General features: G+C 74.6%; 19 protein-coding genes. 6 read left to right on the forward strand and 13 right to left on the reverse strand.

Going from position 1 to position 24,188, the window contains the following annotated elements; genetic code table 11:
• Complete coding sequence (locus KMZ30_RS04005; RefSeq protein ID WP_308279548.1) at positions 1–390, reverse strand: Rv2175c family DNA-binding protein; 390 nt, start codon at positions 388–390, stop codon at positions 1–3.
• Positions 391–552: 162 nt separating this feature from the next.
• Between KMZ30_RS04005 and KMZ30_RS04010 the strand changes: the two genes are divergently transcribed.
• From KMZ30_RS04010 to KMZ30_RS04020, 3 genes are read left to right on the forward strand one after another with little or no spacing between them, the layout of a single operon-like run.
• Positions 553–1,668 (forward strand): LysM peptidoglycan-binding domain-containing protein, encoded by a 1,116-nt coding sequence (locus KMZ30_RS04010; RefSeq protein ID WP_215511491.1) that lies wholly within the window; start codon positions 553–555, stop codon positions 1,666–1,668.
• 50 nt (positions 1,669–1,718) lie between these two features.
• Positions 1,719–3,629 carry a Stk1 family PASTA domain-containing Ser/Thr kinase gene (gene pknB / locus KMZ30_RS04015; RefSeq protein ID WP_308279547.1) on the forward strand — a complete coding sequence of 637 codons (1,911 nt, stop codon included), beginning with the start codon at positions 1,719–1,721 and terminating at the stop codon, positions 3,627–3,629.
• Between the two features lie 5 nt (positions 3,630–3,634).
• Positions 3,635–4,564 carry a DMT family transporter gene (locus KMZ30_RS04020; RefSeq protein WP_215511490.1) on the forward strand — a complete coding sequence of 310 codons (930 nt, stop codon included), beginning with the start codon at positions 3,635–3,637 and terminating at the stop codon, positions 4,562–4,564.
• Between the two features lie 23 nt (positions 4,565–4,587).
• Here KMZ30_RS04020 and KMZ30_RS04025 read toward each other — a convergent pair whose 3' ends face one another.
• The 5 genes from KMZ30_RS04025 to KMZ30_RS04045 all read right to left on the reverse strand — a co-directional run bounded on the left by KMZ30_RS04025 (position 4,588) and on the right by KMZ30_RS04045 (position 9,760).
• Entirely contained in the window at positions 4,588–5,634 is a 1,047-nt protein-coding gene (locus KMZ30_RS04025; RefSeq protein ID WP_215511489.1) for a threonine aldolase family protein, read from the reverse strand.
• Positions 5,635–5,643: 9 nt separating this feature from the next.
• Entirely contained in the window at positions 5,644–6,996 is a 1,353-nt protein-coding gene (locus KMZ30_RS04030) for a class II 3-deoxy-7-phosphoheptulonate synthase (RefSeq protein ID WP_372447500.1), read from the reverse strand.
• A 70-nt stretch (positions 6,997–7,066) separates the two neighbouring features.
• Positions 7,067–7,768: a response regulator gene (locus tag KMZ30_RS04035; RefSeq protein ID WP_308279546.1), complete on the reverse strand. Its 702-nt coding sequence runs from the start codon at positions 7,766–7,768 to the stop codon at positions 7,067–7,069.
• Positions 7,765–8,946: a MacS family sensor histidine kinase gene (macS, locus tag KMZ30_RS04040; RefSeq protein ID WP_215511486.1), complete on the reverse strand. Its 1,182-nt coding sequence runs from the start codon at positions 8,944–8,946 to the stop codon at positions 7,765–7,767. Before macS ends, KMZ30_RS04035 begins: the two co-directional genes overlap by 4 nt.
• Before the next feature lie 7 nt (positions 8,947–8,953).
• Positions 8,954–9,760 (reverse strand): lysophospholipid acyltransferase family protein, encoded by an 807-nt coding sequence (locus KMZ30_RS04045; protein ID WP_215511485.1) that lies wholly within the window; start codon positions 9,758–9,760, stop codon positions 8,954–8,956.
• 144 nt (positions 9,761–9,904) lie between these two features.
• On the opposite strand from KMZ30_RS04045, the gene KMZ30_RS04050 reads away from it, so the two are divergent.
• Positions 9,905–10,456 carry a hypothetical protein gene (locus KMZ30_RS04050; RefSeq protein ID WP_215511484.1) on the forward strand — a complete coding sequence of 184 codons (552 nt, stop codon included), beginning with the start codon at positions 9,905–9,907 and terminating at the stop codon, positions 10,454–10,456.
• Positions 10,457–10,465: 9 nt separating this feature from the next.
• Here KMZ30_RS04050 and KMZ30_RS04055 read toward each other — a convergent pair whose 3' ends face one another.
• The 4 genes from KMZ30_RS04055 to KMZ30_RS04070 are packed head-to-tail and all read right to left on the reverse strand — an operon-like array spanning position 10,466 to position 13,012.
• Positions 10,466–11,149: an endonuclease/exonuclease/phosphatase family protein gene (locus tag KMZ30_RS04055; protein ID WP_215511483.1), complete on the reverse strand. Its 684-nt coding sequence runs from the start codon at positions 11,147–11,149 to the stop codon at positions 10,466–10,468.
• A gap of 9 nt (positions 11,150–11,158) precedes the next feature.
• Positions 11,159–12,199: an ROK family glucokinase gene (locus tag KMZ30_RS04060; RefSeq protein ID WP_215511482.1), complete on the reverse strand. Its 1,041-nt coding sequence runs from the start codon at positions 12,197–12,199 to the stop codon at positions 11,159–11,161.
• Complete coding sequence (locus KMZ30_RS04065) at positions 12,192–12,560, reverse strand: hypothetical protein (RefSeq protein WP_215511481.1); 369 nt, start codon at positions 12,558–12,560, stop codon at positions 12,192–12,194. The genes KMZ30_RS04060 and KMZ30_RS04065 overlap by 8 nt, the downstream gene beginning before the upstream one ends.
• A gap of 8 nt (positions 12,561–12,568) precedes the next feature.
• The gene (locus KMZ30_RS04070; RefSeq protein ID WP_215511480.1) at positions 12,569–13,012 is read right to left on the reverse strand and encodes an SRPBCC family protein; all 444 of its coding nucleotides are present in this window, start codon (positions 13,010–13,012) and stop codon (positions 12,569–12,571) included.
• 74 nt (positions 13,013–13,086) lie between these two features.
• Between KMZ30_RS04070 and KMZ30_RS04075 the strand changes: the two genes are divergently transcribed.
• Both KMZ30_RS04075 and KMZ30_RS04080 read left to right on the forward strand, forming a co-directional pair.
• Positions 13,087–14,877: an AMP-dependent synthetase/ligase gene (locus KMZ30_RS04075; protein WP_215511479.1), complete on the forward strand. Its 1,791-nt coding sequence runs from the start codon at positions 13,087–13,089 to the stop codon at positions 14,875–14,877.
• The gene (locus KMZ30_RS04080) at positions 14,870–16,252 is read left to right on the forward strand and encodes a hypothetical protein (protein ID WP_215511478.1); all 1,383 of its coding nucleotides are present in this window, start codon (positions 14,870–14,872) and stop codon (positions 16,250–16,252) included. The genes KMZ30_RS04075 and KMZ30_RS04080 overlap by 8 nt, the downstream gene beginning before the upstream one ends.
• Here the strand turns inward: KMZ30_RS04080 and KMZ30_RS04085 are convergent.
• Genes KMZ30_RS04085 through KMZ30_RS04095 form a run of 3 tightly spaced genes read right to left on the reverse strand, consistent with a single transcriptional unit; the run spans position 16,209 to position 24,154 of the window.
• Positions 16,209–17,471, reverse strand: a complete 1,263-nt coding sequence (locus KMZ30_RS04085) for a gluzincin family metallopeptidase (RefSeq protein WP_215511477.1) — start codon at positions 17,469–17,471, stop codon at positions 16,209–16,211. The genes KMZ30_RS04080 and KMZ30_RS04085 overlap by 44 nt on opposite strands.
• A gap of 23 nt (positions 17,472–17,494) precedes the next feature.
• The gene (locus KMZ30_RS04090) at positions 17,495–17,743 is read right to left on the reverse strand and encodes a hypothetical protein (RefSeq protein ID WP_226901683.1); all 249 of its coding nucleotides are present in this window, start codon (positions 17,741–17,743) and stop codon (positions 17,495–17,497) included.
• Between the two features lie 57 nt (positions 17,744–17,800).
• Positions 17,801–24,154 carry an Ig-like domain-containing protein gene (locus KMZ30_RS04095; protein ID WP_308279545.1) on the reverse strand — a complete coding sequence of 2,118 codons (6,354 nt, stop codon included), beginning with the start codon at positions 24,152–24,154 and terminating at the stop codon, positions 17,801–17,803.
• Between the last annotated feature and the right edge of the window lie 34 nt (positions 24,155–24,188).

Below are 24,188 nucleotides of genomic sequence, written 5' to 3' on the forward strand. Positions count from 1 at the left end.
CTAGAAGGCCTCCTCCATCGCCCGCCGGCGGACCTCGGTCTTGAAGCCGGCGCGGATGGCGTCGAGCGGCGTGCCGGGCACCGGCAGCGTCTCGTCCGGGGTGTGCAGCCAGCGGATGATCTCGGCGTCGTCCATCCCGCCGTCGGCGAGCACGGTGAACGTCCCGCGCAGCGCCGGCAGGGGCCCGTCGTCGTCGACGAAGCCCGCCGGCACCGACACGACGTTGCGCTCGCCGCGGCGCACCGCGATGAGCTCGCGCTCCTCGAGGAGGGTGCGGACGTCGGAGAGCCGGCGGCCGAGGCGCTCGACGAGGTCCGGGACGGTCAGCCACACCGGGACGAGGGCGTCGAGGTCGGGGGCGCTGCCGGGGGTGCTGGGGGTCTCGCTCACGGTGGCCAGCGTGCCACAGCCGAACCGCCCCGCGGCCACCCCACCGGCCGTCGTCACGCGGACACCACGCACATCAGGCGTAACTCCGGTACCTTGAGTCCCAGATACCACAGCCGGAGCGCCCGCGCGCGCCCGGGCACCCCCGACGAAGGACCCCTCCGCATGGTCACCGCCGCACCTCCGCCCGCCGCCCCCGCCGCCACGCTGCACGCCGTCGTCGCACCCGTCCGGGTCGCGCCGCACGGCTGGACGACGCACACCGTCCGGGACGGCGAGACGCTCGACGGCATCGCGCAGCGCTACCGCACGAGCGTGCGGGTCCTCGCCTCGCACAACGGCATCCGCAACCCCGGGATGATCCACGCCGGCGACCGCCTGTCGGTCCCCCGCACCTCCGGCAGCCCGTCCACCGGCTCCTCGCGATCCTCCGGCGGCTCGAGCAGCGCGGTCCACGTCGTGCGCTCCGGCGACACGATGAGCGGCATCGCCGCCCGCTACCGCGTCTCGCTCGCCGGCCTCCTCAAGGCCAACCACCGCTCCGCCGGCAGCCTCATCCACCCCGGCGACCGCATCGTCGTCCGCGGCGGCAAGACCGGCTCGTCCTCGTCCAAGGCCGCCTCCCGCTCCTCCAAGCCGGCCTCCCGCACCTACGTCGTGCGCTCGGGCGACACCCTCGGCGGCATCGCGGCCCGCTACGACACGACGGTCGCCGACCTCGCCCGGGCCAGTGGCATCTCGTCGCGCTCGCTGCTGCAGGTCGGCCAGCGCCTGCGGGTGCCGACGACCGCCGCGCACGCGGTGTCCGACACGTTCAACGGCGTCCGCTACCCCTCCGGCGTCGTCGCGGCCGCCCGCCGCAACCACGACGTCCTCGCACGGCGGTCGGTGCCGAGCCGCACGGAGACCAAGCGGATCATCGCCGAGACCGCTCGCCGGCACGGCGTCGACCCCCGCCTCGCGATGGCCGTCGGCTACCACGAGTCCGGCTGGAACCAGCGCGCCGTCTCCCCCGCCAACGCCGTCGGCGTCATGCAGGTCATCCCCTCGGGCGGTGACTGGGCCTCCTCGCTCGTCGGGCGCAGGCTGGACCTGCTCGACACGCGCGACAACATCACGGCGGGCGTCGTGATGCTCCGCGCCCTCGGCCGCGCCGCGTCGGGCACCGACCAGGCCATCGCCGGCTACTACCAGGGGCTGGCGTCGGTGCAGCGGCACGGGATGTACAGCGACACGAAGGCCTACGTGCGCTCGATCAAGCGCCTGCGCGCGACCATGTGACCGGCCGGGCGCGGGACGGGGGCGAGGGCGTGACTACGTACACTCCAACGGTGTCATCCACCGGCGACGCGCTGATCGGGCGCACCCTCGACGGCCGCTACCGCGTGCTGTCGCGCCTCGCCGACGGCGGGATGGCCACCGTCTACCTCGCCCTCGACGAGCGCCTCGAGCGCGAGGTCGCGCTCAAGGTGATGCGCCCCCACCTCGTCCACGACGAGGCCTTCGTCAGCCGCTTCCGGCGCGAGGCCCGCTCGGCCGCCTCGCTCTCGCACCCCAACGTCGTCGCGGTCTTCGACCAGGGCCAGGACGACGGCCACGCCTTCCTCGCGATGGAGTACGTACCGGGCCAGACCCTCCGCGACGTCCTGCGCGAGGAGGGAGCCCTTTCGCCCCGGGCCGCGCTCGACCTCCTCGAGCCGGTCCTCATGGCGCTCGCCGAGGCGCACGGCAAGGGCCTGATCCACCGTGACGTCAAGCCCGAGAACGTCATCATCAACGACAACGGCACCGTCAAGGTCGCCGACTTCGGGCTGGCGCGGGCCGTCTCGAGCCAGACGATGACGAGCTCGTCGGGCGTCCTGCTCGGCACGGTCGCCTACCTCTCCCCCGAGCAGGTCGAGCGCGGGGTCGCCGACGCCCGCTCCGACGTCTACGCCGCCGGGCTCGTCCTCTTCGAGATGCTGACCGGCACCAAGGCCTTCACCGGCGAGACCCCCATCCACGTCGCCTACCAGCACGTGCACGGCGGCGTCCCCGCCCCGTCCGAGCGCGTCCCCGGGATGCCCGCCTCGCTCGACGAGCTCGTCGCCGAGGCGACCGCGCGCGACCCCGACGAGCGTCCCGCCGACGCCGCCGAGCTGCTCGCGCTGCTGCGTCGCACGCGCTCCGGCCTCACCGCGGGCGACCTCGACGCCCGTCCGGCCGGGGTCGCGGCGGCCGCCGCGGCGAGCGTGCCGACCGCGACCGCCGCGCTCCCCGTGCGCGACCGCACCGCGCTCGCCCCCGCCTCCGACGCCGCGCGCACGACCGCCATCGACGTCGGGTCGCGCCCGCTCGAGGGTGTCGTCGTGGCCGACCGCCACCGCCGGCCGCGCAACTGGTGGCCGGCCGCCGCGGCCTCGGTGCTCCTCGCCGCCGCGACCGCGTGGTTCTTCTTCCTCGGGCCCGGGGCGACCGCCACCGTGCCCTCCGTCGTCGACCGCCCGCAGGAGCAGGCCGTCGCCGCCGTGCGGGCCGCCGAGCTCGACCCCACCGTGCAGCAGGCGTTCTCGGAGGACGTCGCGAGCGGCACCGTCATGGAGATACGCCCCGGGGTCGGCTCGACCGTCCGCCGCGGCAGCGACGTCGTCCTCACCGTCTCCAAGGGCAAGGAGCGCTACGCCGTGCCCGACCTCGCCGGGTCCTCGCTCGCCGAGGCCCGCCGCCAGCTCGAGTCCAACACGCTCGCGCTCGGCAAGGTGACGGAGGCCTTCTCCGAGAAGGTGCCCGACGGCCAGGTCGTCTCGTCCACGCCGAAGGCCGGGACGCAGCTCAAGCGCGACGCGAGCGTCGCCCTCGTCGTCTCGAAGGGCCGCCAGCCGATCTCCGTGCCCGACCTCACCGGCAAGGACGCGGGGCAGGCACAGAAGACGCTCGAGGACCTCGGCCTCTCCGTCGACGCCTCGCGCCAGGAGAACAGCGACACCGTCGCCAAGGGCGGCGTCGTCAGCCAGTCACCGCGCGACGGCACCCTCTTCCGCGGCGACGAGGTGACGCTCGTCGTCTCCAAGGGGCCGGTGCTCGTCGACGTCCCGAACGTCATCGGCAAGCAGCTGCCGGAGGCCCGCCGCATCCTCGAGGGCGCCGGCTTCCAGGTGAAGGTCGAGCGCGCCCTCGGCGGCATCTTCGGCACCGTCCGCTTCCAGGACCCCGAGAACGGCAAGGCCCCCAAGGGCTCGACCGTCACGGTGACCATCGTCTGACGACGGTGACCGCCTCCCCCCGGCTCGCCCGCGCGGCGACGCTGCTCCTGCTCTTCGTCACGGCCGTCTGGGGCTCGACGTTCTTCCTCATCCGCGACCTCGTCGAGACCGTCCCGCCGTCGGACTTCCTCGCCGTGCGCTTCGCGATCGCGGCCGTCGTGATGTTCGCGGTCTTCCGCCGCCAGACGCTCGCCCTGTCCCGGGCCGACCTGCGCCTCGGGGTCGCCCTCGGCGTGCTCTACGGCCTGGCCCAGGTGCTCCAGACCGTCGGGCTCGCGCACACCGACGCGTCGGTGTCGGGGTTCGTCACCGGCACCTACGTCGTCCTCACGCCCGTGCTCGGCGCCCTGCTCCTGCGCGACCGCGTCGACGCCGTCACGTGGGGCGCCGTGGCCCTGACGACCGTCGGGCTCGCGGTTCTGTCGCTGCGCGGGCTGTCGGTCGGGTACGGCGAGGGCGTCACGCTCGCGTCGGCCGTGCTCTACGCCGGGCACATCATCGTCCTCGGCCGGTGGTCGACGCCGTCGGCGGCCGTCGGGCTGGCGACCGTCCAGGCCGCGGTCATCGCCCTCGTCTGCGCGGTGGGCGCGGTCCCGGGCGGCCTGACCCTGCCGAGCGGGGGTGGCCAGTGGGCGTCGGTGCTCTACATGGCCCTCGTCGCCGGCGCGGCGGCCCTCTGGGCGCAGACCTGGGCGCAGGCACACCTCACGGCGACGCGGGCGGCCATCGTCATGGCGATGGAGCCGGTGTTCGCGGCGTTCTTCGCGGTGCTGCTCGGCGGCGAGTCGGCGACGCCCCGGCTGCTGCTCGGCGGCGGCCTCGTCGTGGCCTCGATGTACCTCGTCGAGCTGCGCGGGATGCTCGCCCGCCGGCGCCGGCGGGGAGCCAGCGCCGCGGACGACCCGCCCGTCGAGGCCCTGCACCACGAGGTGTGAGCCGCGGGTCGCCCCGCCGGGCGTCAGGCCGCGGTGAGCACCTCGCGCGCCGCGGCGATGGCCGCGTCGGTGCCGGCGTCGTCGACGTCGAGGTGCCAGACCAGGCGGACGGCCCGCGGGCCGACGGCGTAGGTCCGCACGCCGTGCGCGAGCAGCGCCTCGACGAACGCGGCCGACGTGAGCCCGGCCGCCCCGACGTCGAGGACGACGATGTTGGTCTCGACGGTGGCGGGGTCGATGACGCCGGGCACCGCCTCGGCACAGGCGTCGGCGAAGCGGCGCGCCCGGGCGTGGTCGTCGGCGAGCCGCTCGACGTGGTGCCCGAGCGCGTGCAGGCCGGCCGCCGCGAGGATGCCCACCTGGCGCATCCCGCCCCCGTAGCGCTTGCGCCAGATGCGCGCCTCGGCCATCGCGTCGGCGGACCCGACGAGCACCGAACCGACGGGCGCACCGAGACCCTTGGAGAGGCACACCGACACGGTGTCGAACTCGCGGCCGTAGTCGGCCAGCGCCACCCCGGACGCCACGTGGGCGTTCCAGAGCCGCGCGCCGTCGAGGTGCATCGCCACGCCGAGAGCCGTTGTCGCGGAACGGACCTCGCGGATCGCCCCGATCGGCTGGACGGTGCCGCCCCCGAAGTTGTGGGTGTTCTCGACGACGACGAGCGAGGTCTCGACCTGGTAGGGACCGACCCCGGTCGTCACGAGCGACATCGGCCCGGCCGGGTCGAGCAGGCCGCGCTCGCTCGCCCAGGTACGGCTCGTGATGCCCGAGAACACCGCTGCCGCACCCAGCTCGGCGCGCACGACGTGCGCCTGCTGGTCGGCGACGAGCTCGCGACCCGGTGCGACGTGCAGCCGCAGCCCGAGCTGGTTGGCCATCGACCCGGTGGGGGTGAAGAGCCCGGCCTCGTGGCCGAGCAGGCCGGCGACCTGCTCCTCGAGGGCGCGGACCGTGGGGTCCTCGCCGAAGACGTCGTCACCGACGTCGGCGCGGGCCATCGCCTCGCGCATCGCGGGGGTCGGTCGGGTCAGGGTGTCGGACAGCAGGTCGGCGCGGATGGCGGCCACCTCTCGGGGTCAGTCCTGCGAGAGCATCTCGGCGACGAGGAACGCCAGCTCGAGGCTCTGCTGGTGGTTGAGGCGCGGGTCGCAGACCGACTCGTACCGGGTCCCGAGGTCGGCGTCGAGGATCTTCTCCGACCCGCCGATGCACTCGGTGACGTCGTTGCCGGTCAGCTCGACGTGGATGCCGCCCGGGTGCGTCCCGAGGCCCTGGTGCACCTCGAAGAAGCCGCGCACCTCGTCGACGACGTCGTCGAAGTCGCGGGTCTTGAACCCGGACGCCGACGAGAAGGTGTTGCCGTGCATCGGGTCGCAGACCCACGAGACCTGCGCCCCGGACGCGGTGACCTTCTCGACGATGGACGGCAGCGCCTCACGGATGCGGCCGGCGCCCATCCGGGTGATGAAGGTCAGCCGGCCGGGCTCACGCTGCGGGTCGATGACGTCGATCATCCGGAGCAGGTCGTCGACGTCGGCGCCGGCGGACACCTTGACGCCCACCGGGTTGCGGACCTTCGAGACGAAGTCGATGTGCGCGCCGCCGAGGTCGCGGGTGCGCTCCCCGACCCAGATGAAGTGGCCCGAGGTGTCGTAGAGATCGCCGGTGCGCGAGTCGACGCGGGTCATCGGCCGCTCGTAGTCGAGCAGCAGCGCCTCGTGCGCGGAGAAGAACTCGGTCGTGCGCATCGCGTCGAAGTCGGCGCCGCACGCGGACATGAAGCGCATCGCCTTGTCGATGTCCTTGGCCAGGCGCTCGTAGCGGGCGTTGGCCGCGTTGGCGACGAAGCCCTTGTTCCAGTCGTGGACGTGGCGCAGGTCGGCGAAGCCGCCGGTCGTGAAGGCGCGCACGAGGTTGAGGGTCGCGCTGCTCGCGTGGTACCCGCGGACCAGGCGCATCGGGTCCGGACGGCGCGACTCGGCGGTGAACTCGTAGTCGTTGACCATGTCGCCGCGGTAGGCCGGCAGGGTCACACCCTCGCGGGTCTCCTCGTCGCTCGAGCGCGGCTTGGCGTACTGCCCGGCCATCCGCCCGACCTTGACGACCGGCACCGACGCGCCGTAGGTGAGGACGGCGGCCATCTGGAGGATCGTCTTGACGCGGTCGCGGATGTTGTCGGCCGTCGCCGAGGTGAAGGTCTCGGCGCAGTCGCCGCCCTGGAGGACGAACGCCTCGCCGCGCGAGACGGCGCCCATCCGGGCCTTGAGGACGTCGCACTCCCCCGCGAACACGAGCGGCGGATAGGTCGCGAGCGTCCCGACGGCCTCGTCGAGGGCGGCGCGGTCGGGCCAGGTCGGCTGCTGCGCAGCCGGGAGGTCGGCACCGGCGGCGAGCCGCTGGAGGGGCGTGGAGGAGGTGGTCGTGCTCACGAGCGTCAATGGTAGGTGCGCGTCCGGCATCCGGGACACGGGGCCCGGATGCCGGATGGCCGGCCACGCGTCAGGGCGAGGCGGGCTCGTCGTCCTCGAGGCCGTGGGCGAGCGCGAACCGGACGAGCTCGACGCGGTTGTGCAGGTGCAGCTTGCCGAGGGTGTTCTGCACGTGGTTCTGGACGGTGCGGTGCGACAGCACGAGCTGCGCGGCGATCTCCTTGCTCGTCATCCCCGTCGCGACGAGGCGCAGGATCTCGGTCTCGCGGGCGGTCAGCTGCGGGATGGGCCGCTCGGGCGCGGACTCCGCCGGCTCCTCCTCGGCCCCGAGGCGGCGGAACTCGCCGAGGACGAGCCCGGCGAGGCCCGGCGTGAAGACCGCCTCGCCGCGGGCCGTCGCGAGCACGGCGTCGAGGATCTCGCCGGGCGAGGCCGACTTCACGAGGTAGCCGGTGGCGCCGGCCTTGATCGCCGCGAGCACGTCCTGCTGCTCGCCGCTCGCGGAGAGGATGAGGACGCGCGTCGGCAGGTCGCCGAGGGCCCGGCACACCTCGTCGCCGCGCATCCCCGGCAGGTTGAGGTCGAGGACGAGCACGTCCGGGGTCGTCGCGCGCGTGCGGCGCACGGCCGACGGGCCGTCCGCCGCGGTGCCGACGACCTGCACGCCGCGGGCGACGAGGTCGCGCTCGAGCGCGGAGAGCCAGAGCGGGTGGTCATCGGCGACGAGCACGCGAGGGGCCGCGTCCGTCCCGGTCGGCGGGGCGTCGGTCACGGCAGCTCCTGGGCTCGGCGCGGGACGGTGAGGTGCACGGTGCATCCTGCCCCGGGGCGCGTGGTCCACGTGGCGGTTCCGCCGAGGTCCTCGACCCGGCCACGGATGGACGACGAGACCCCGAGCCGTCCGCGCGAGGAGGCGGACACGAGCTCGGCGAGCTCGGCGCCCGCGCCGTCGTCGCGGACGGTCAGCTCGACGCCGGTCGCGTCGCCCTCGAGGAGCACCCAGGCCCGGGCCCCCGGGCCGGCGTGCCGCTCGACGTTGTCGAGGACGGCCGTCAGCGCGGCGTCGAGCTCGCGCGCCACCTGGGGGTCGACGAGCAGCGGGTCGCCGGGCACGGCCACGCCGACCCCGGGGCGCTCGTGGGCGGTGACGAGCAGGCGCAGGTCGACCTCGGCGCCCTCGACGCCGTGCAGGTCGACGGGCTCGTCGCCCGGGGCGCCCGCCCCGGAGACGAAGCGGCGCAGCGCCCGCTCCTGGTCGGCGGCGAGGTCGGCGAGCTCCTGCGCCGGGCCCCCGAGCTCGACGCCCCGGCGGTGGATCCACGCGAGGGACTGCAGCACGCCGTCGTGGACGACCCGGGCGATGCGCTCGCGCTCGCGCAGCCGTTCGCGCTCGAGCAGCACCTGCTCGGCACGGGCCAGGCCGGAGCGGGCGAGGTCGACCGCGAGGCCGATGAGCCCACCGAGCAGGACGAGGATGACGATGTTGTGCACGGTCGCCTGCGTCGGGCGGCCCGCGATCTCGACGAGGTCGGCCGCAGCGATGACGAGCGCGGCGAGCAGGCCGCCGCGGGCCCCGGCGACGACCGCGCTCCCGGAGACCGACCCGGCCGCCCACACGGTCGGCAGCGTGTACTGGCCCGCGCTGACGGCGTCCATCCCGTCCGCGAGCGGCGTCGCGAGGATGGCGAGGACGGCGATGACGACCTCGACCCCGACGACGACCCGGCTGCGCCGCCGGTAGAGCAGCAGCCCGAGCGACCACGCGGCCATGACACCGAGGACGAGGACGGCGACCCACGGCCGGACCATGTCGTCGCGGCGGGTCCACGCGAGGAAGGCCGCGTAGGCGGTGCCGAGCGGTCGGAAGACGTCGAGCCCGCGCAGGAAGGCCTCGACGACGACCGGCTCGCGGCGGCCGGTGCGGGGTGAGCGCGGTCCGAGGACTCCCACGTGCGCCTCAGCTCGCGCGACGCTCCGGACCGGCGTCGCCCTCCAGCCCTTCGGCGTCGAGCGCGGCCTCGAGCTCGCTCGCGGCGCGCCCGGGGGTGGCGGCCTCGGCGGCCTCCTTGGCCTTGTTCTTCTTCTCGCGGGCGATGCGGTCCTTCATCGCCGTCGCGTACATGTCGACGTACTCCTGCCCCGAGAGCTCCATCAGCGCGTACATGATCTCGTCCGTGACGGAGCGCAGGACGAAGCGGTCGCCCTCCATCCCCTCGTAGCGCGAGAAGTCGAGGGGCTCGCCGATCCGGACGCCGATGCGCACGAGCTTCGGCACCTTCGTGCCCGTGGGCTGCGCCTTGTCGGTGTCGATCATCGCGACGGGGATGACGGGCACACCGGCCTCGAGGGCCATCCGGGCGACGCCGGTGCGGCCCTTGTACAGGCGACCGTCGGGGCTGCGGGTGCCCTCGGGATAGAGGCCGAGGAGCTCGCCGCGGTGCAGGACGCGCAGGCCGGAGGTGAGCGCGGCCTCGCTCGCGCGGCCGCCGGAGCGGTCGATCGGCAGCTGGCCGACTCCCTTGAAGAACGCGGCGGTGAGCCGGCCCTTGAGGCCGACGCCGGTGAAGTAGTCGGCCTTGGCGAGGAAGGTCATCCGGCGCGGCACGACGAGCGGCAGGAAGATCGAGTCGCTGAAGGAGAGGTGGTTGCTCGCGAAGATCGCGGCCCCCTCCTCGGGGATGTTCTCCTCGCCCTCGACCCAGGGCCGGAACAGGAGGCGGAGGATCGGCCCCAGGACGACCGTCTTCAGCACCCAGTAGAACACCGATCCACCCTTCCGCGTCTGTGCCGGGAAGCCTAGTGCACCCCCGCGGTGTTGCTCCCCCCGTCACGGACGACGGGCGACCCCTTCGCTCGCACAGCAGGCCGTGCGAAGATCATGCCCTGCCCCGGACCCCCAGGAGTGACCGTGAACGAGCGGCCAGGCGAGATGGACGAGCGCGACGTCGACGAGCGCTTCGCGTCCATCGTGGCGGCGTGGGACGGGGCCCTCCCCTCGGCCGACGACCCCGAGGTCGACGAGACCCCCACGGCCCGGGAGTCCGCTCCCCCGCTGGACGACCCGGACGAGCCCGCCGCGTCGACGCCGGCCCCGCCCGCCGGCCGCTCGCCGTGGGTCAACCCGCCGGTCGACGTCGTCGTCCCCGCCTCGGCGTGGCGCGCCGCCGAGCCGACGCCCGAACCGGCCGCGGCCGCCGCCGAGGAGGACGCGTCGGACGACGACGAGCACTACGATCCGCCCGCCGTCGAGCTGCCCCCGCAGGAGGACCTGCACTTCTGGGGTGCGGTCGTCGGCCTCGTCGCCGGGCCGCTCTGCCTGCTGTACGTCGCGCTGGCCCGCCCGTTCCACAGCACCCGCTGGTTCGTCGCCGGGCTCGTGCTCTCGCTCGCCGGCTTCGCGCTGCTCGTCCTGCGCCAACCCCGCCACCGCGACGACAGCGACGACGGCGCCCGCGTCTGACGCGAGGGCTCAGCCGACCTCGAGGTCGACCCAGGCCGGGCGGTGGTCGCTCGCCCGCGCCCACACCGTGTCCGGCACCGCGACCTCGCGGAACGGCAGGACCCGCAGGCCGGGCGACGCGAAGAGGACGTCGAGCCGGCTGCGCGGTGACCGCGCCGGGAAGGTCGGGACGTGCGGGCCCGCGACGCCGAGCCGGTCCGGCTGCGCGACCCGACGGAACGCCTCTCCGTCCTCGTCCTCGTTGAGGTCGCCGGCGACGACGAGCGGCTCGACCCCGTCGAGCGCGGCGAGGACCGCCTCGACGTGGCGCACCCGCTCGGCCGCCCGCAGGGACAGGTGCAGCGACACGGCCGTCACCTCGTGCCCTCCGGGCAGGCGGACGGTCGCCCGCGCCCAGCCCCGGGTGCGGTCGGGCCAGCGCACCGGCAGCCGGTGGTGGGCGGCGTCCAGCAGCTCGACGTGCGGGGCGGTGAGGACGGTCGTCCCCCCGCTGCCCCGCTGCCGGCCGCTCCAGCGCATCCCGCAGACGTCGGCGAAGCGTCGCAGCCGCCACGGCGCGAGCAGGCGCCGGGGCACCTCCTGGAGGCAGAGCACGTCGGGGTCGACCGCACGCACGAGCCGGGCGGCGAGCCGGTGGTCGTCGAGGAAGTCGCGCGTGTTGTACGTCGCGACCCGGAACCGCTCGACCGGCACGGCGTCCGGTCAGCCGGCGGCCGGTGCGTCGGCGGCCGCCGCGCCGGAGGCGTGGTCGGCCGCGTCGGCCCACGCCAGGTCTGCCGCACCGACCCGCGCGAGGTCCGCGGCCCCGACGAGACCGGCCTCGTTGCCGAGCTGCGCGGCGACGATCGTCGCCTCCGGGCGGTAGCCGCGGCCGGTCAGCTGGCGCCGGAAGGCCTCGCGCGCCGGTCCGAGCAGGAGCTCGCCGGCCGCGCTCACGCCGCCGCCGATGACGAAGGTGCCCGGGTCGAGCGCCGCCGCGAGGTCGGCCATCCCGACCCCGAGCCAGCGACCGATCTCGCCGAGCAGCTCACGGGCCAGCGCGTCGCCGTCGCGCGCGGCCTCGGTGACGAGCGGCCCGGTCAGCTCGCTCGGGTCGCCGCCCACGCGCTCGAACAGGTCCGAGACGACCGGGCTGCCGGCCGACATCAGGGCCCGCGCCTCGCGGACGAGGGCGTTGCCGGAGGCGTACTGCTCCCAGCACCCGCGGTTGCCGCACTCGCAGCGGATGCCGTCCGGCACGACCTGCATGTGCCCGAACTCCCCCGCGATGCCGAAGCGACCGCGCACGACCCGGCCGTCCAGGACGATGCCGCCACCGATGCCGGTGCCGAGGTTGACCATCACGAGGTGGCTCTCGCCGCGTCCGGCGCCGAAGCGGTGCTCGGCCCACACCGAGGCGTTGGCGTCGTTGTCGACGAAGATCGGCATCGCGAGGCGCTCACCGAGGGCCGCGCGCAGCGGCTCGTTGCGCCACGAGAGGTGCGGGGCGAAGACGACGGTCGCGCGGTCGGCCGCGACGAAGCCCGCGGCGCCGATCCCGACGGCCACGACCTCCTCGGTCCCGGCGCCGAGCAGCTCCTCGACGGCGGAGACGATGGTGTCCTCGACGACCCGCGGGCTCGTCGAGCGGTGCGGGGTGTCGCGGCGGGTGCGGCGCAGCACGGCCCCGGTGCCGTCGACAAGGCCGGCCGCCACCTTCGTGCCGCCGATGTCGACACCGACCGCGAGGGGTCCCTCAGCCACGGTCGCCTCCCTGCTGCTCGTCGTGGGTCCGCCCGCGGGCGGAGGCGAGGTCGCCGAGGACGGCGGCCGCGAAGCCCGCGAGCTCGGCGAGCGTCCCGAGCGTCTCCGGGCTCAGCTGGCGCACGAAGGCCGAGGCGCGGCACACGGGGCACCACTGGCAGACGGGGTCGTCGCACGAGAACGCCTCCGCCGCAGGGGGGTCGGTGCGGGTGTCGTCCGGTCCGGCGTCCCCCGCCCCCGTCGCTCCGGTGGCTCCGGCGTCCGTCGGGGAGTCGCGACCGGCACGGCGCAGGCTCTCGAGGAGGCGCCCGGCCTCCTCGGCGACGCTCCCGACGTCCTCGTGCCAGCGCTGCGCGGTCATCGTGGCGCTCAGCCCTCGACGCGCTTCTTCAGCTCGCTGAGCGCAGCGTCGATGATGAGCTTCTCGGCCTTGCGCTTGAGCATCCCGATCATCGGGATGGTGAGGTCGACCTCGAGGTCGTAGGTCACCCGGGTGCCGACGCCGACCGCCTCGAGGGTGTAGCTGCCCGTGAGGCCCTTGAGCAGCGAGGCCCGCACGAGGTGCCAGGAGATGACGCCGGTGCCGTCCTCCGCGACGGCCCAGTCGTACTCGAGCACGTACTGGTCCTTGATGGCGCCCGCGTCGAGGGTGAACTCGACCTGGTCGGCCCAGCCGTCGCCGTCCTCGGTGAGGACCGAGCACGCCTTGACCTGCTCGGCCCACTCGGGGTAGTCCTCGAACGCCGCGATGACGTCGAGCACCTCGCCCGGGGAGGCGGCGATCTCGGTGGAGGAACGGGTGCGGTCGGCCATGGCACCGCAGGCTACCCGTAGGCCGGGGCCTAGAGTTGGGGGGCTTCCCCACCCGAGACCGAAGGAGTCCGACGGTGCACGAGACCTCCACGCCCCTCGTCCTGCCCGCGACGAACGAGGGCACGCTGGGAGACCTCCCGGCCCGTCTGGCCGCGGACCGGCCCGGGCGGGTGGCGTTCTCGGTCCGCTCCGGCGCGGGATGGACCGACGTCACGAGCGCGACGTTCGCCGCGGAGGTCGCGGCGCTCGCCAAGGGGTTCCTCGCCGCCGGCATCGGGGTCGGCGACGTCGTGGGGATCATGAGCCGCACCCGATACGAGTGGACCCTCGCGGACTTCGCCCTCTGGGCGGCCGGCGCGGTGCCCGTGCCGATCTACGAGACCTCCTCCCCCGACCAGGTCGAGTGGATCCTCGGCGACTCCGGCGCGGTCGGCGTGCTCGTCGAGTCCGAGTCCCACCTCGCGGCGATCGAGCGGGTCCGCGGGCGCCTGCCCGGCCTCGCGCACGTCTGGGTCCTCGACCACGGCGACGTCGACACGCTGAGCCGCGACGGGGCGGACGTCGAGGACCACGAGCTGACCGACCGCCGCGCCGGGATGGACCGCGACTCGCTCGCCACCGTCATCTACACCTCGGGCACGACCGGTCGCCCCAAGGGTGTCGAGCTGACGCACGGGAACTTCCTCACCCTCGCCGAGAACACCGCCGAGCAGATCGCCGCGGTCGTCAAGGCCGACGGTGCCTCGACCCTGCTCTTCCTGCCGCTCGCCCACGTCTTTGCGCGCTTCATCGAGGTGCTCGCGGTGACCGCCGGTGTGCGGATGGGCCACTCGTCGGACCTCAAGACGCTGATGGACGACTTCGCGTCCTTCCGGCCGACGTTCATCCTCGCCGTGCCGCGGGTGTTCGAGAAGGTCTACAACAGCGCCGAGGCCAAGGCGGAGGCCGGCGGCAAGGGCAAGATCTTCGCCGGCGCGGCCGCCACCGCCATCGCCTGGTCCGAGGCGCTCGACGCCGGGTCGGTCCCGCTCGGGCTGCGCGTCAAGCACGCCGTCTTCGACAAGCTCGTCTACGGCAAGCTGCGCGACGCGATGGGTGGCCGGGTGCAGTACGCCGTCTCGGGTGGCGCGCCGCTCGGGACGCGGCTGGGGCACTTCTTCCGCGGCATCGGCGTCTCCATCCTCGAGGGCTACGGCCTGACCGAGACCACCGCCCCGGCGTGCGTCAACCTCCCCGACGCGATGCGCATCGGCACGGTCGGCCCGCCGCTGCCGGGCGTCGACCTGAAGATCGCCGACGACGGTGAGATCTGCATCAAGGGCGTCAACGTCTTCCGCACCTACCGCGGCAACGACGACGCGACGCGGGAGTCGGTGCGCGACGGCTGGTTCCACACCGGCGACATCGGCGAGCTCGACGAGAAGGGCTATCTGCGGATCACCGGCCGCAAGAAGGAGATCCTCGTGACGGCCGGCGGCAAGAACGTCGCACCCGCCGTCCTCGAGGACCGCCTCCGGGCGCACCCGCTCGTCAGCCAGTGCATCGTCGTCGGCGACGGCAAGCCGTTCATCGCCGCGCTCGTGACGCTCGACGAGGAGATGTACCCGGGCTGGGCCGCGAACCACGGGCTCGACGACCTGCCGTTCTCGAAGGCGAAGGACGACCCGCGCATCCAGGCCGAGATCCAGCGGGCCGTCGACGACGCGAACACGGCTGTCTCCAAGGCGGAGTCGATCCGCAAGTTCGTCGTCCTCGACGCCGACTTCACCGAGGAGTCGGGCCACCTCACGCCGTCGCTCAAGCTCAAGCGCAACGTGGTGATGCGCGACTTCGGCGACGAGGTCGACGCGCTCTACGGTGGCTGAGCCTGCGGCCGTCCGCCGGCCCCCCGGGGTGCGGACGGTGGTGCCGGCCGTCGTCCTCGCGGTCACGTGGCTGGCCTGGTTCGGGGTCGCGCAGTGGAGCGTCGTGCGCTTCCGGGTGCCCATCCTGCTCGTCCTCACGGCCGGCACGGCGCTGCTCGCGTGGTGGCTCGTCCGGCGGGTCGACGTGCCCCTGCCCCGCTGGCTCGCACCGGTGCTCGTCCTCGGCTCGGTCGTGCTCACCCTCACCGTCCCCCTCTTCTCGTACCTGCGCGGAGGGTGGCTGACGGCGGCCCTCGTCGTCGTCGCGGTGGGAGGGGTGGTGCTCGCCGGCCTGCTCCTCGTCCGCGCGCCGTGGGGTCCGACGGCGGTGCTCGGCGGGGCCGCCCTGACCCACACCGTGCTCGCCACCGTCGCGGTGCTCGGCGACCGCGCCCCGAAGATCGACGTCTGGGTGATCCTCCAGCAGGGCGCCGACGTCTCGGCGCGCCTCGGCAACGTCTACACGGCGCAGTGGACCGGCTCCCCCGGTGTGCAGGACCACTTCACGTACCTGCCCTGGATGATGGTCCTCACCGCGCCGGGGCGCTGGCTCGCCGGCGACGTGCGCTGGATGCTCCTCCTGTGGACCCTCGTGCTGCTGGCCGGGCTCTGGTACCTCGCCGGCGGGATGTCCTCGGGCCGGGTCCGGGCGGCCGCCGCGGCCGCGGTGCTCGTCGTCGCGCCGGGCACCATCACCCAGGTCGACCAGGCCTGGACCGAGCCCGTGCTCGCCGCCCTCCTCGTCTGGTGGGCCGCGCTCGTGCGCCGTGGGCACGCCTGGTGGGCCGTCGTGCCCCTCGCGCTGGCCTGCGCGAGCAAGCAGCACCTCGCGCTCGTCGCCCCGGTGCTCCTCGTGTGGCAGCCGTTCGGGTGGCGGCGCACCCTCGCCACCGGCGGTCTCGCCGGCGTCCTCGTCCTGCCGTGGCTCCTCGCCGACCCGGCGGCGTTCGTCGACGACACCGTGACGACCCTGCTCACCTTCCACCCGATCCGGTTCGCCAACACCTGGTACCTGTACTTCCTCAACGTCCACGGGGTGACGCTCCCCTTCGCCGTCACCGGGCTCGCGATGCTCGCCGCGGTCGGCGGCGCGATGTGGGCCGTGTGGCGGCGCCGGCCCGCGGTCGGCGAGGTGCTGCGGTGGGCCGCGCTCGTGCTCGCCGTCGCGAACCTCGTGAACAAGCAGGCGTTCTACAACCAGTTCTGGCTGGTGGCGGCGCTCGTGCTGGCGTCGGTGGTCGTGCCGTCCGGGGCCGACGACCCGCCGTCCGACGCCGACGACCCGGACGAGCTCAGCGCGCGAGGTCGTCCAGGCGCTGCCGCCACTGCCGCGTGAGGGCCTGACGGTCCAGCCCCGTCACCTCGGGCAGGGCTGCGTCGCAGGCACGTTCGGCGGCCTGCTCGCCGTCGCGGGAGGCGCAGACCCGGAGCAGCCGATCAAGGCCCTTCTCGCCGCCCCGGTCGGCGAGGAGCTCGACGGCCTGCCACGCGGCGAGGTAGGTGACCTCGAGCGACCCGCCGCTGTCGGCGAAGGCCGCGGCGTCCGGGAGGTCCCGGGGTGCGGCGCCGGCCCGGACGGCGGTGGTCAGCGGCGCGAGCAGGTCCGCGACGGGCACGTTCGCCCCGGCGTACCCGACGTGGTCGGCGTAGCCCTCCGAGAGCCACGTGGGCAGAGCGCCCGGCAGCGTGGCGCGGACGGCGACGTGCGCGAGCTCGTGCGTGAGGACGACGGCGCGCCCGGTGCGGGTCAGGCGCGCGTGCGCCGCCGGGTCGAGCACGACGCGGTCACCCGTGGCCCGGCCGTCGTCACCCGTCGGGCCGTCGGTGCTCGCCCCCACCCCACCGTCCGCGGGGGCACCGAGGAGCGCCTCGCCCTCGGCCACGGTGGCCGGGGCGAGGACGAGCACGCGGCCCGGGGTGCGTGACCACCGCTCGGTGAGACCTGGCAGCGCGTCGTCCACGGTCCGGCCGGCGGCGTCGAGGTCGGTCGACGTCAGGGTGCCGGCGACGACGGCGTGCGCCGTGCGGCGGACGGTTAGGCCCGGCATCGCCGTCCACGGAGGCGCCTGGACGTCGGCGACCGGTGACTCGGACGCGACGAGCCATCGGTCCCCGTCCCGGACGAGGTCGTAGCGGGTGCGGGCCGTCCGGTCGCCCCGGTCGAGGCCCGCGAGGCGGTAGCGGACGCCGACGTCGACGGCGGAGGGGTCGTCGACGGGCGCGACGACGTCGTGGGCGAGGCGCTCCGGCCGCAGCGCTCGAGCGGCGTCGAACGCGGCGAGCTGGGCGCGACCGTCCGCGCCACTGGGGTCGGCGACGGTGGCGCGGAACGCGTCCCGGTCGCCGTCGAGGACGGCGGCGTCGCGGCGCGCGAGGAGCTCGTCGAGGGCGGCGGCGGTCGTGGAGGCCGTGTCGATCCCGGGAGAGCCGGTCGGGGCCGCCGTGGTCGGCGACGCGACCGGGGGTTGCGGCGCGTCACCCCCGCTGCAGCCGGCGAGCAGCACGAGCCCGGCGACCGCCGCCGTCAGCGGGCGGGTCGAGCGGTGGGCGGGCACCGCGTCATCGTACGGAGCGCGGCTCAGCCGACGGCGCGGCTCCCGTGCCCGGCGCCGGGCTCGACCGTGGCCCGCACGGTGGCGGCGGTCTCGGCGTCGACGAGGCCCGCGCGGACGAGGCGGGTCACCACGGCCCGCTCCTCGGCGTCGAGGGCGCCGTCGGTGCGCGTGCCGGTGATGCTCAGGAGCACGGGCACCATGCAGTCGTCGCAGTGCAGCTCGCGCACCGGGCAGGTGCGGCAGTCGATGGTCATCACGTCGTCACGGGTCATGCGTCTCACCTCGTCCTCGTTGTCGTGACCGACGCTAGGGGCGACCACCGACAGGGCTCAGCGCTGCATCTTCACGTGGTTGGATTCGACCCTCCCCGAGGGACCGTTCGTCAGCACGACCCACAGGTCGTAGCCGTAGTTCGGGTCGACGGCGCACCACGCCCCCGAGTGCGAGGACCCGCTCACCGTCACGGTCCTCGTCCCGGAGGGCGGGTAGAAGCGCACCCCGCCCGTCCGGTAGCAGGCGAAGTCGTAGGTGCCGTTCGCGACCCCTGACGGAGTCCACACGAGGCGGTAGCAGTTGCCGCAGACCCCCGGCTCGGCCGCGCCCTGCCGGCTGCTCAGCGAGATGGCCTTGGGATCCGGGATCGTCTCGGCCCGGGGGCCGGCCCACGCGGACCAGCCCGCCTCCGACTTCGAGCGGACCTCGAGCCGGTAGGTGTTGCCGGGCGACCCGGTGTAGCTCACCTGCGTGCGGTTGCCGCCGAAGGTCTGGTCGACGGCGCCGCGGACCTGGACGTCGGTGATCCGCCGGCCGTTCTCCGGCAGGTTCCAGGACCACGTGATGGTGTTGCCGCTGCGCGAGCTGGTGAGGCCGGTCGGCGTCAGCGTGTCGCCGTAGGGCTGCGCCGTCGCCGAGCTGCGCACCGACTCCTGGGCGCCGGAGTTCACCGTCCAGACGGTGATGTCGTACTGACGCGTCGGGTTGGTGTCGAAGGGGCCGACGGAGAACGTCTTCTGCGAGCCCGGCGCGCACCCGCACGTCACCGAGCCGCTCTTGCCGCCGCCGGACCAGCGGATCGCGCTGAAGGACCCCGCGCGCGGCTGGCCGACGCCGACGGTCAGCTGGATCTGGCGGTTCGCCGACGGCGTCGACGCCGTGACGGTGGGGGTCGACGGCTGCCCGACCGAGGTGAACGACGACGCGTTGGACTTCGGCCCCTCGAGGTCGGCCCCGTTCGTCAACGTCGCGGTGTACCGGTACTGGCGCCCGTCGTAGGGGATGACGACGCTCGCGGTGCGGTCACCGGCACCGGTGCGCGCCGCCACGGTCCACCCGCCGCCATCGACGGACTGGTAGAGCGTGTACCCCTTCGTCGCCGGGCCGTTCGGGGACCCCTGCTCCCACGAGATGGTCAGCGTCGCCGAGTCCTTCGCCGGGCCGGGGCCGCTCGCGGCGATGGTGGGTGCCGGCAGCGCCGGCGGGGTGCCCGCGGACTGCATCGAGACCGCGGGGCCGAACGGGCCGGCGCCGAGCTCGTTCCACGCCTGGACCTGCACGTCCTGCTCGGCCATGTTGTCGAGGCCGGTGACGGTGGCCTGTCGCTGGGGAGCGACGACGTTCTGGGTCCTGGTCTGCCCGGTCGAGGAGATCAGGCGCACGACGTACTTGCGCAGGGGGCTGCCCTCGTTGACGGGCTGGTCCCACGCGACGGTCAGGCTGCCGTCACCGCGGTCGACCATCCGCACGCCGGTGACGGCGCGCGGGAGCGTGTCGGGGCGGACGGCGGCACTCGGTGCCGACGGGTCGCCCTCTCCCACACCGTTCACGGCAGCGACGGTGAACGTGTAGTCCTTGCCGTTGGTCAGCCCCTGGACGGTGCAGGGCGAGGCGGTGCACGTGGTGCTACCGGACGAGCCGCCGGTCCAGCGGACGACGTACGAGGTGATGGTGGAGCCGCCGTCGTACGTGGGGGGCAGCCACGCGACGCGGGCCTGGCCGCCGGCGTCGCGGTCGGCGACCGCCTGGACGCGACGCGGCGGGTCGGGACGACCGAGGAGCGTGACGGTGATGCGACCGCGCGCGCTGCGCTTCGGGCCGTCGCTGAGGGTCACCGCCACCGCCGCCTTCTGCGACGGGCGGTCACCCGCGGTCAGCGTGACGGTGCACCCGGACCGGGCGACCGTCAGGCCGGTCCCCTGCTCGACCGCCGCGGCGGTCACCGTGCACTGCGGCTGCGGCAGAGGGGAGTCCAGGTAGGGGCGGAGGTCGACCGTCCGCGACTGCCCCGCCTCGAGGCCGTCGACGGTCACGGGGCGCACCCGTGCGGGCGGGAGCGGGTCCTCGGGCGAGGAGGCGTCACCACCGTCGGCTCCCGCGGCGTCCTCGCGCCCGATGACGCGCACCGCGATGGTCGACGGCTCCTTGAGCCCGGGCGCGGACACCTCGACGGTGCCGTTGCTGCTGCGGGCGTCGGCGTCGGCGTGGACCGTCAGGCGTCGGTTGCCCGGACCGTCGACGCGCAGGTCCGCGTCCGGCGCCTCGCGCCACCGGGCGGAGAACTCCACGTCGTCGAGGGTCATCCCGACCGGGAGCCAGGCGTGGCAGACGGTGGGGATGTCGACCGTGCGGTCCAGCCCGCCCGCGGTCACGGTGACGGCGCCGTCGGGGCAGCGCAGCAGCGGCACCAACGGCCCGACCTGCACCGGCACCGACACGTACGCCGTGCCGAAGTCCTTCTGGCCCACCGCGTCCTGGTCGGTCACCTCCAGCATCACCGCCGCCGGGCCGACGTACCCGTTGGAGGAGGTCAGCTGCAGGGTGCGGTTGTCGACGAGGCTGACCGACAGGTTCTCCGCCGGGGACGCCGAGACCGTCGAGGCCGTCGTCACCGACACCACCCGCCCGCGCGGGGAGCGCACGTAGTCGCCGAGGTTGACCGTCTTGCTCGAGTCGGGGTCCATCGTGATGAGCGAGCCGGCCACGACGAACGGCTGCCCGTTGGCGCCGGTCGGCACGTGGATCAGCGCCATCGCCTCCTCGCCGTCCTCGTCGACGATGACGTACGGCACGGAGTAGGCGTGGTCGAGGATCTTCACGGACACGCGCCCGTCCGCGGTGACCTGCGCGTCCGGGGAGAGGACCTCCTTGATGCGCAACGTCGCCGGGTCGGAGTCGACGTCGGTGTCGTTGGCCAGAGCGTCGACCACCGTCGAGGTCTCCCCCGGCTTCGGCGCCGCCACGTCGTCGTTGGCCACCGGCGGGTTCTTGTAGCCCTTGACGGGCCTGACGAGGATGCTCGCCCGCGACGGGTCGTACAGACCGTCGCTGATGCCGTACGCCAGCTGGTGCACGCGGGCCGTGTCGTCGGGGACCTTCGTCCGCACCGTGTGGTCCTCGTCCACGCGCCAGGCGCGCAGGGCGTCGGCCGGGTTGAGCGACTCGGTGTCGACCTCCACGGAGTCACCGCGGGCGATGAGGTCGTTGACGAGCGGCTTGACCGTCACCGTCTTGCCCGGCGCGGCGAACACCTCGTCGTCGACGGCGACCGGCGGCTGGGGGTCGCCGGGCTGGACCACGCCGACCCGGACGAACGCGCGGCTCGTCGCGCCGAAGCGGTCACGCACCTCGTAGGTGATGACCTCGGTGCCGGCGGCGAGCGGGAAGGACTCGTAGCGGATGGTCGTGGGGCCGACCCCCACGACCCGGCCCAGCGCGAGGTCGACGGGGCCGTCGTCGGCGCCCACGACCCCGGTGAGGGTGACGCTGTCGCCGTCGGGGTCGACCCCGAAGGTCGGGATGGTCATCGTCAACGGGTCGCCCGCCGTCACGGTCGCGGTGAAGCTGCGTGCCACGGGCGCCTGGTTGACCTGCTGCTTGGTCGGGAGAGGGTTGACCTGCACCCGTGCTCGTGCCGTCTGGGCCCGGCCCTTTGCGCCCTCGGCGTACGCGGCGTACTCGATCGTCACGAACTTCGGGGCGCGCAGCCCGCGCGCCTCGGGCACGTAGCGCACGACGTTGCCCGAGGCGAAGGCACGCTGGGCATCCCCCTTGCTCACGACCTTCACCGACTCGGGGTCAAGCCGCAGCGGGATGCCGTCGGCCATCGTGTCGTTGTCCAGCACCGGGATGCTCACCGTGTCGCCCTCGCGCACCGTGGCGGTGTCGTCCTCCACGAGCGGGACGGCGTCGTCGGCGGGGGGTTGCTGGAGCACGGACACCTCCCCACGCACCTGCTGCGTGCCGTCGCTGACGGTGTACTGGACTGTGCCCCGGCGGCCGGCGCCCGCGTCGAGGGGAGCGGGCTCACCGGCCTCGAGCCGCAGCCACCGACCCTGGTAGATGGACGCGCGCACCCAGCCCGAGCCGGAGGCCGGTGAGGTCGAGGCGGTGACGAGGACGTCACCGCGCGGCGAGTAGTCGTTGGCGAGGACGTCGACGAGGGCGGGCGCCTGGTCGTGCAGGGTCGCGGTGTCGGGCACCGCGACCGGCGGCGCACCCTCCGGCGGCGCGGTGAGGTCGACCCGGATGCGACCCGGCGCCGCGCCCGCACCCGTGACCGCCGAGTAGCTCAGCTCGAACGTCCCCGGGGCGTTGCCGGTGACCGTGACGGTGCCGGTCGCCAGGTCGGTGTCGACCTGCAGCGGACCGACCGGCCGCACCTCCGAGCGCAGCCGGAGCGAGGCATCCGGCTCCCCCGGGTCGGCGCCGGCGATGTCGTTGCCCAGCGGCTCGACCTGCAGGGGCTTGCCGACGACACCGCGCACGGCATCCGGCTGGGTGGTGGGCGGCTGGAAGCGGACCTCGGGACCGGTGCCGAGCACCTGCGCCTCGACCGTCCCCTTCGTCGACCCGCCCCGGCCGTCGGTGACGACGTAGGCGATCGGCTGACGCCCCTCCTCCACCGGCGCGGTGAGCGTCACCCGCCCCGCGCCGTCGACGACCGCGCCCTCGGCGTCCGCCCGCGCGGCGAGCGTGTCGTTCTCGGGGTCGCGCCAGTCGGCGAGCACCGGCACCGACAGGCGCTTGCCGGCGATGACCGGGTAGCGACGCTGCGTGAGCTGGGCGCCGCCGGGCCGGAGGGTCGGCGCGGAGTTGACCTCGTCACCGACGATGCGCACGGAGACGCGGGCCGCGCCCTTGGAGGTGACCTTGCCGTTGTTGACCTTGTACGAGAGCTCGAGCTGCTGCCCCTCCGTCCCGGCGGGCACCGACAGGTCGATGGCCTGGCCGTCCGAGGAGACCGTGGCGGTGGCGCCCTGGAGGTTCGGCGCCGTGACGTCGCGCTGGTCGATCGCGAGGACCGACCCGGCGACGTCGGTGTCGTTGTCGAGGACGTGCAGCTTGCTCGTGCGGCCGGGGCGCACGGTCTCCGCGTCGGGCACGGCCTTCGGCGGCTGCTGGACGGCGGCCTCGTCGACGAGGTTCTCGTCCTTCTTCTGGTTCTCGTCGTCCTGCCGGGTCGGCGGCGTGAGCGCGTCCCAGTTGTCGATCTTCGTCGGCTTGTCCTCGAGGTCCCAGACGCCGCCGTTGTCGAGGTCGTTGAGGACGACGAGGCCGCGGTTGACCCGCAGCGCCACGCCGTCGCGCGTCGGCTGCTCGCCGTCGGCGGGCAGGGTGGCCGTCTGCTCGTCGCCGGTGCGCCCGCAGTTCGCCCCGTAGAAGACGCGCCCCTCCTCCGCCCACGCCGCGTGCACGCAGCCGCCGAGGACGACCGGTCGGCTGAGCAGCGTGGCGCCGGGGACGCGGTTCACCTGCTCGCCGACGACGACTCCGCCCCGGGGGAGACCACCGTCGAGCGGCACCTGCGCCGCACGGGCCGCCGACTCGACGACGACCGTGTCGGCCTCCGGACCGGGCACCTGCAGCGCCGCGAGCCGCGCGCCGTCCGTCGTCACCTGCGCGTCGACGCCGTCCGGCGCGTCGGCGGTGAAGACCCGGTCCGACGCCGGGTCGTACGCGACCCAGCGCGAGCCCACGGCGGTGACGTCCGGTGCCGGGGACCGCAGGGCGGTCGGCGTGACGACGGGACGCGAGAAGCCCCCGGCAGCCGTGGGGACGAGGGTCGTGACCTTGCCGTCGGCGCCGGAGACGAGGTGGATCGCGCCGTCGAGCCCCACGGCGAGCGCCGCGTGGCGGCCGACGGTCGCGAGGGGCTTGGCGCCCGCCGCCACGCCGGGGAACTCCGTCGTGCCGCTACGGGGATCGACCCGCTGGCCCCAGACCTTGCCGCTCGCGGGGTCGAGGAGCGCGAGGGTGCCGCCGCGCAGGTCGACCGGGCTCGGGCGGAAGCCCTTCGCCGTGCCGCGCCCCGGGCCGGGCACGACGGCGACCGGGTCGCCGGCCGTGGAGGCGGCCACGTCGAGGGCGGAGAGCTCGCCGGTGCCGGTGTCGAGGCCGAGGACGACCGCTCCGTCCTGGAGGAGGTCCAACCCGGCGCCGGGCGCCGCGTCGGTGGCGATCCCGGTGTCGAGCTGGCCGATCGGGACGTTCGCCTTGGCGTACTTCGCCTGGGCTCCGGAGCTGACCCAGACACCGGCGTCGTTGAGGTCGGCCTCGTGGACCGTGGTGCCGTCGCTCGCCACCGCGGCGTACCCGAGGCCGGAGGCGACGAGGACGACGGCGAGGAGGCTCGCGACGCGACGGCGGGCCTGCCGGCTCCGGGCGCGTGCGCCACCGCCACGTGCCACTGCTGCCTCCCTCGTGCTCCCCCGGTGCCCACGG

Origin of the sequence: Phycicoccus mangrovi, from assembly GCF_018729305.1 — a bacterium.
Taxonomy (GTDB): Bacteria; Actinomycetota; Actinomycetes; order Actinomycetales; family Dermatophilaceae; genus Phycicoccus; species Phycicoccus jejuensis.